The sequence below is a fragment of the Streptomyces sp. NPDC023541 genome, assembly GCF_055559995.1.
Genome location: NZ_JBVHJO010000030.1, coordinates 35,842 through 41,299 on the forward strand (window position 1 = coordinate 35,842; position 5,458 = coordinate 41,299).

Genomic DNA, 5,458 nt, shown 5'->3' on the forward strand with positions numbered 1-5,458 from the left:
GAGTCGATCAGTCACGGTGTTGCGCATGAGCCCCACCCAGCGGGCATCTGCGGTGGAGGGCTGGCCTCCAGCGACGGGGCCTTGCATCGACAGGGCCTACTCCAGCAGATTCTCCGAGCCGGCACATCGGCCGCCCGCTGACAAGGTCGTGGTGGGTGCACCGGGAATCATCTGCGGCATGGCTACGCCCATCTCAGTCGGTCGTTCACGGAGAGCACTGCATGCGGGCACCTCATATCGGGGCCGGCGTTGCAGGGCGGCGATCGGTTCGAACCGAATCCGCCTTGGCTCAACTAGCGTGCTGGATGTGCCAGTTAACATTCAAGGGAAACTCCGATCGGCGGTGAACTGGCACATGCCGCGTGACGGACGGGGGCTGTTGTTTGGTGGACGGGTGCTGTCAGACTCCGGACGGGTCCTTCATCTGCCGGACAGGCGACTTGGTTTCGAGGACAGCGCCTTTGATGTCACGGGCACAGCGGCGAGAGAGGGAGACAGGCAGGTGGCGGCACGACAGGGACCGACCTACCTTCGGGTGGCGCTCGGCAAGGAGTTCCAAGCCCTCAGGAACGAGAAGGGGGTCACGGCCGAGGCCGTCTCGGTCGCTCTCGGATGGTCACGGCCCAGGGTGAGCAGACTGGAGACCGGCGAGATCCCCCTGCCCAAACTGGAGGATCTCCACAAGCTGCTCGACTATCTCGACGTGATAGACCCTGATGACCGGGACACCCTGGTGCGGATGCACAAGGAATCCCTCCGGAAGGAGCCCTTCACCTCCTACCGGAACATGCTGCCGTCCGGCATGCCGATGTACCTGGGCCTAGAGCGCGATGCCAAGGGCATTCGGGGCTACGAGAACATCAATGTGCATGGACTGCTGCAGTGCGAGTCCTACGCCAGGGCCCTCATGGGCTCGGCAAAGGTGGTTGAGGAGCGCACCACCGACGCGGTCGAGACGAGCGTCCGCCTTCGGATGGAGAGGAAGGAGCTGCTCCTCGCGGAGGGTGGTCCTGAGCTGCACATCATTCTGACCGAGAACACCCTGACCCGGCAGATCGGAACGCCAGCCGTCATGCGTGAGCAGTACGCCGAGATCGAACGGCTGGCCGGGCTGGACAACGTCGACGTGCAAATCATCCCGGAGTGCGGCGACGAGGGGATGTACCGGGCAGCGTTCAATTTTACGATCTTGGACTTCCCGGGTCTGGATTCGGTGGTGCAGAGCGACAGTCACAAGGCGACGACGATGTGGTCGAAGCCCTCTGACCTCGGTCAGTACCAGCGGCAGTTCCAGGCCATGGCCAAGGCGGCGCCAGGGCCTTCCGCAACGCCGCAGATCCTGCACAACCTGGAGAAGAAGCTATGGAAATGACCACCAGCTACACCGCCTCTACGCAGCTGGCCCCGGAGGACTCCTGGACGAAGTCGTCCTACAGCGACCAGCAGGGCGGCAACTGCGTCGAAACAGTCGCTCTGTCTGACGTCGTCGGCGTCCGGGACTCGAAGCAGACGAACGGGCCGGCTTTCGCGGTCACGCACTTTGCGTGGACCCACTTCATCGACATGGTGCAGGACTAGTCCGTACGCCGGGTGTCCTCCTCGCTCTCATCGAGGAGGACACCCATCGGTCATCTTGCCCTGGAGCAGTGACAAGCCCTCAGGGCGCATAGAGGCCGTTGCCCTCGGTGCCGGCCCACACGGTTTGTCCGTCGGGTGTCACCGTCATGCCGAAGTCCCACACCGGCGGGGTGTCAGCCGCTTCCCAGCGCTCCCAGCCCGTATCGACCTCCGCTAGAAGGTGGCGGGTGCCGCCCTCGTACGCCGTGGTGGTGCCGTCCGCACCTATGACGGCGTGCGCCCAGGAGCTGACCCCGTCGTGCAGGTGCACGGAGAAGTCCGCCTCGGTGGCCGAGGTAGTGATGCGGATGTCGGGATGGGAGACCCGCAGGGCGAAAAGCAGGTGCGCGTCTGCGAGACGTCGCAGGTCCCGGTCAACCTGGACCGCCGCACCGGACACGTCGCCACGGATGGTGTGGAACGCAAGGCCCTGATCGACCCCTCGGCTGGGCATGAAGAGGCCCAAGCCCTGCACCCACCCGGTGGCCGACTTGCCGTCGTCGGCGACGGTGAGCGCGACGTGCCCCATCCGGCCCCACGGGATGACGAGGCGGCCACCAGGTCTGGTCTGCTCGATCCACGTCCACGGGATGCGCTCCACCGCGTAGGTGGCCATCAGCCGGTCGAACGGTGCGGCCGCGGGCCAGCCAGCGTTGCCGTCTCCGGTGTGTACGGCGACGTCGAGACCGGCCACGGTCAGGCGCCGTGCCGCGGCCGCGGCGAGTTCCGCGTCGACTTCGACGGTGGTCACCCGTCCGGCACCTGCTCGGGAGGCCAGCAGGGCGGCGTTCCAGCCGGCGCCGGACCCGACTTCCAGGACTCGGTGTCCAGGCTCCAGGAGGAGCGAGTCGAGCATGTCCGCGACCACCGCGGTACAGGAGAGGCTGGAGCTGGGCAAGCCGTCGACGACTTGGATGATCGTCGAGCCTTCGGGGCCGACATAGACGAGATCGGCCCACGCGTCCTGGTCGTGGGCGCGGTCAACGGGCACGTAGGCGTCGTGCCCGTTCCACGTCCACAGCTGGTCGGGGGCGAACTGGTGCCGGGGGAGGCTGTCCAGGATAGCGCGGCGGACCCACGGGGAGTCCGCCGGCCACAGGCCCTGGTTGTCCATGGCCTCCGCCAGCTCACGCCGGCGGTCATCGAGATGCATGACGGTCCGCTACTTCCCGCGCTTGCCCGAGCCCGGCCCCGGGGTGGAGACCTGCCCGTCGCTGTTCCCCGGCGGCGGAGTGCCGCCCGACAGCGGGGGGTTCGGCTTCGCGTGGCTCCCGCCCCCGCCTCCGCTGCTTCCGCCCTTGTCCTTCGGCATGGTGTGCTCCCCTCTGGTCGAACGGCCCCGCCGCGGCGGTCCACCGCGGTGGTGTGCGTCGCAACGACACCACGCCCCGTACCGCGCCGGGGTCGCATTCCCTGATCGCGGATTCGGAATGCAGAATCTGCATACGGAGTGTGCGCGGACGGCTACTGCGTCTAGGACCTGTCCGGCCGATCACGCCTCTAATCCGAGCACCGGTCCGATCCGGGAGGTCGGGAAACGGGAGACGCGCCGGGCCGGGGATTCTTGGTATGCCGCACCTGGTAGAACACTGCCCGTGGGTATCCAGGAGCGCGAACGCAAGATGTACCGGCCGCTGCGGCGGGCCGGCCTCGAGGTGATCCCGGACGCCGTGCCGGACGGCACGATGCCGTTCGTCTTGGGATACGACCGCGAGGACATCGTCGGCGGCTTCTCCCACCGGTACGAAACCCCACGGCTCGTCGAGCGTCTCAACGAGGACTGGTACGACCTGGCGGTCTCCTCGGGTCTTTTCGACCACCGGCGCGAGTTCCTCGTCCTGCTTCCTCACGGCACCCACACGCACCATGCCCTCCTGCCGAAGGAGCACTTGCATTATGGCCGCCATACCCCATCGTGGGTCTGGACCCGGGTCCGGCTCCTCGACCGCTGGGACATCATGGGGCGGGGTGCGGCATCGGCGTTCCTCGGCATACGTGCAGGACACCCGGGTTTCAGCATGATGGCGCTCGACAGCAGCGTGTACATCAGCTGCTCGACGGGCGAGATCGGTGTCGACGTGAGGGCGGTGGCCCACCCGGCCCGCTCTCAGAACGTCCTGCAGGACCTGGAATGGTACGCAAATTGGGACTATCCCCGCACCGACAAGGAGTTGCAGAAGCGGATCGCTGCCTGGCTCGCGGGCCGCGCACTGGGGACCGCCAGCCGTTCCGATCAATGACCACGCGGGCCCCGGCGGCGAGGCCGGCAAGGTTGCCGCCGTCCGGCTGATCATGTGACTCCTCCGTCGCCGAATCGTTCACGTGGGCATGGGGCGGGGTGATCTGACGGATGCCGAATGGGAACGGCTGCGGCCGTTCCTGCCGGTGAGCAACGGTCGTTGTGGCAGGTGGCGGGATCACCGGCAGGTCATCGACGGGATTCTGCATCGGGTGCGGACCGGGGTGCAGTGGCGTGATCTGCCCGAACGGTTCGGGCCGTGGAAGACCGTCTACGAACGCCACCGCCTGTGGTCGGCAGACGGCACCTGGGAACGCCTGCTCCAGCAGGTCCAGGCCGCGGCCGACGCCGCAGGCGAGATCGACTGGGACGTCTCGGTCGACTCCACCATCGTGCGCGCGCATCAGCATGCGGCCGGCGCCCGCACCGATCCGCCGCCGGCCCCGGGATCAAAGGGGGCCGAAGAGATGGAACACCAGGACGAGACGCCGTGGCAGAGTCTCGTCGCCCGCCTGGTGGAGGTGGTGCGGGAGGTGAGGGCCTGGGCCGCTCGCGGGGCGGGTTCACCAGCAAGCTCCACCTGAGCGCGGACGGCCGTTGCCGTCCGCTGTCCTTGATCGTCACTCCAGGTCAGCGGGCGGACTGCACCCAGTTCGAGCCGGTCCTTGAGAAGATCCGAGTCCCGAGACCTGGCCTGGGACGGCCGCGCAAGAAGCCGGACAGCCTCGCAGCCGACAAGGCCTACAGCAACGGTCCCATCCGCGAGTACCTACGACGGCGGGGAATCCGCCACACCATCCCGGAGAAGACCGACAGCCAGGCGGCCCGCCTGCGCAAGGGCGCACGCGGTGGACGGCCGCCCGGCTTCGATGAGGACCGCTACAAGAAGCGCAACACCGTCGAGCGGGCGATCAACCGCCTGAAGCAGTTCCGGGCGGTCGCCACGCGTTACGACAAGTGCGGCTACGTCTTCCTCGGCACCGCCACCGCGGCGGCCGTCGCTATCTGGCTCCGAACATGAACTCCTACGCGACCCAGCAGTAGACGCCCTGGTCATGGCGCCGGGCGCTGCTGACGAGGCTAGCCAGATCACCCACGATCGCCTCGGCGATCTCCGTGTCGATGGCCTCGCCATCTTCCGCGCGCAGCTGAGCCCACGAGGCGGCAATGTCACGCAACCTGGAGTGCCCAGCGTTCGCGAGTGCAGTGGACAGGCGAGGCGAGATCGCGAAGACGACGCACCCGTCGTTGTCCTGGCCCGCGACGATGCGAGGCTCACCGGCATCGACGAGTTCCTCGAAGCTGCCGCCGGCCAGAAGGCATTCCCACTCGACCACGGCCTCTTCGGGATCGAAGTTACCGAAGGAGAGCGACTCGAATGCCCGTCCCGGCCCGGTTTGGAGGGTCAGAGTCGCTGACGTGTCGTCCGGCGCCACGAAGAACTTCACGATGATGCTCACCCGGGCATCATGCCCGACTGCCCACAACCATGATCGGCCGGACAAGTCCTAGTACTGCAACGGTGCTTGCCGTGACGGTTGGGCAGGTCGGTCGTTTGTCAGGTCATGGGTGGGGAACGTGCTGATGCCCGGTCGTGGGCCG

Annotated in this window: 6 protein-coding genes and 1 pseudogene; 4 read left to right on the top strand and 3 right to left on the bottom strand. The window is 67.2% G+C overall.

What is annotated here, in order from left to right; all coding sequences use genetic code 11:
• Nucleotides 1-394 precede the first annotated feature (394 nt).
• On the top strand, nt 395-1,372 hold the full coding sequence (locus tag ACZ3X1_RS36260; RefSeq protein WP_467283673.1) for a helix-turn-helix domain-containing protein: 978 nt from the start codon (nt 395-397) through the stop codon (nt 1,370-1,372).
• Nucleotides 1,369-1,578, top strand: coding sequence for a DUF397 domain-containing protein (locus ACZ3X1_RS36265; RefSeq protein ID WP_467283675.1), 210 nt, complete (start codon nt 1,369-1,371; stop codon nt 1,576-1,578). Before ACZ3X1_RS36260 ends, ACZ3X1_RS36265 begins: the two co-directional genes overlap by 4 nt.
• Before the next feature lie 79 nt (nt 1,579-1,657).
• On the opposite strand, the gene ACZ3X1_RS36270 is transcribed toward ACZ3X1_RS36265, so the two are convergent.
• Nucleotides 1,658-2,770, bottom strand: a complete 1,113-nt coding sequence (locus ACZ3X1_RS36270) for a methyltransferase domain-containing protein (RefSeq protein ID WP_467283676.1) — start codon at nt 2,768-2,770, stop codon at nt 1,658-1,660.
• Nucleotides 2,771-2,779: 9 nt separating this feature from the next.
• Nucleotides 2,780-2,929: a hypothetical protein gene (locus tag ACZ3X1_RS36275; protein WP_467283678.1), complete on the bottom strand. Its 150-nt coding sequence runs from the start codon at nt 2,927-2,929 to the stop codon at nt 2,780-2,782.
• Between the two features lie 283 nt (nt 2,930-3,212).
• Between ACZ3X1_RS36275 and ACZ3X1_RS36280 the strand changes: the two genes are divergently transcribed.
• Nucleotides 3,213-3,857, top strand: a complete 645-nt coding sequence (locus tag ACZ3X1_RS36280) for a hypothetical protein (protein WP_467283680.1) — start codon at nt 3,213-3,215, stop codon at nt 3,855-3,857.
• Between the two features lie 88 nt (nt 3,858-3,945).
• Nucleotides 3,946-4,877, top strand: a pseudogene (locus tag ACZ3X1_RS36285) (IS5 family transposase).
• Between the two features lie 4 nt (nt 4,878-4,881).
• On the opposite strand, the gene ACZ3X1_RS36290 reads toward ACZ3X1_RS36285, so the two are convergent.
• Complete coding sequence (locus tag ACZ3X1_RS36290) at nt 4,882-5,316, bottom strand: hypothetical protein (RefSeq protein ID WP_467283682.1); 435 nt, start codon at nt 5,314-5,316, stop codon at nt 4,882-4,884.
• Nucleotides 5,317-5,458: the final 142 nt, after the last annotated feature.